This is a genomic window from Streptomyces sp. SID5910 (genome assembly GCF_009862125.1).
Classification (GTDB): Bacteria; Actinomycetota; Actinomycetes; order Streptomycetales; family Streptomycetaceae; genus Streptomyces.
This window is the reverse complement of sequence record NZ_WWHX01000709.1, coordinates 1-989: the sequence shown is the minus strand read 5'-3', so window position 1 is coordinate 989 and position 989 is coordinate 1. Positions and strand designations below refer to the sequence as shown.

The 989-nt window shown below is 77.0% G+C and carries 1 protein-coding gene and 1 pseudogene; both read right to left on the bottom strand.

Annotated features, from left to right (window positions below):
* Positions 1-783, bottom strand: a 783-nt coding sequence (locus GTW67_RS24700) for an LLM class flavin-dependent oxidoreductase (protein WP_161167001.1), incomplete at its 3' end; no start/stop codon positions are given.
* Positions 784-845: 62 nt separating this feature from the next.
* Positions 846-989 (bottom strand): annotated as a pseudogene (locus GTW67_RS24695) (ectoine/hydroxyectoine ABC transporter ATP-binding protein EhuA); the annotation flags it as partial.

The following is a 989-nucleotide window of genomic DNA, read 5'->3' as shown; positions in this document are numbered from 1 at the left end:
GGCCGCGTACTCGCCGTCGCCGAGGTCGACGTGCAGGGCGGCGAGGACGCGCAGGGCGTCCGGGTCGCGGCCGTGCTCGGCGGCCGACGCCCGCAGCTCGGCCCGCGCGGCGGCTGCCTCCGCGGGACGCGCGGTACGGACGAGGGCCACGTCGGCGTACCGGGCGGCGACCGCGCGGGCGGGCGCCTCGGTGGCGTCGACGACGCGCACGGGGTGGCCCTGCGGGGGCCGCGGCACGATGGAGGGGCCCTTGACCGAGAAGTGGGCGCCGGTGAAGTCGACGTGGTGCAGCTTGTCCCGGTCCACGAAGCGGCCGGTGGCCACGTCACGGATCTCGGCGTCGTCCTCCCAGCTGTCCCACAGCCGCGCCGCCACGTCGGCCGCCTCGCCGGCCTCCTGCCACAGGGCCTCGGCGGGCGCGGCGTGGCGGCGGCCGAAGAGGCGGGCCTCGCCCTCGCCGGCGGACACCCCGATCCGCCAGCCGGCCCGGCCGCGGCTGACCCAGTCGAGGGTGGCCACGGCGGCCTGGACGTGGAAGGGCTCGGTGTGGGTGGTGGTCACGGTGGGGACCAGGCCGACGCGGCGCGTGGCGGGCGCGATACGGGACAGGACGGCGAGCGCGTCGGGCCCCGGGCGGCCGAAGCCGTCGTCCAGGGTCACGAAGTCGAGCGCCCCGCGTTCGGCGAGCCGCGCCGCGTCCACGTAGGCGCCGGCGTCGTACACCGACCGCTGGTCCAGGGCGGCGGCCAGGTGCAGCCGGCGCCGGTCGTGGGATGAGGTCATGCGGAGGAAGCCTTTCCGGCAGCAGCGTCGGGATCCGGGGACCGGGCCCCGGGATCCGGGGATCAGAGGACCTTGGAGAGGAACGCCCGGGTGCGTTCGTGACGCGGGCGGTCCAGTACGTCACCGGGCGGGCCCTGTTCGACGACGCGGCCGTCGTCCATGAACACCACGGTGTCGGCGACCTCGCGGGCGAAGCCGATCTCGTG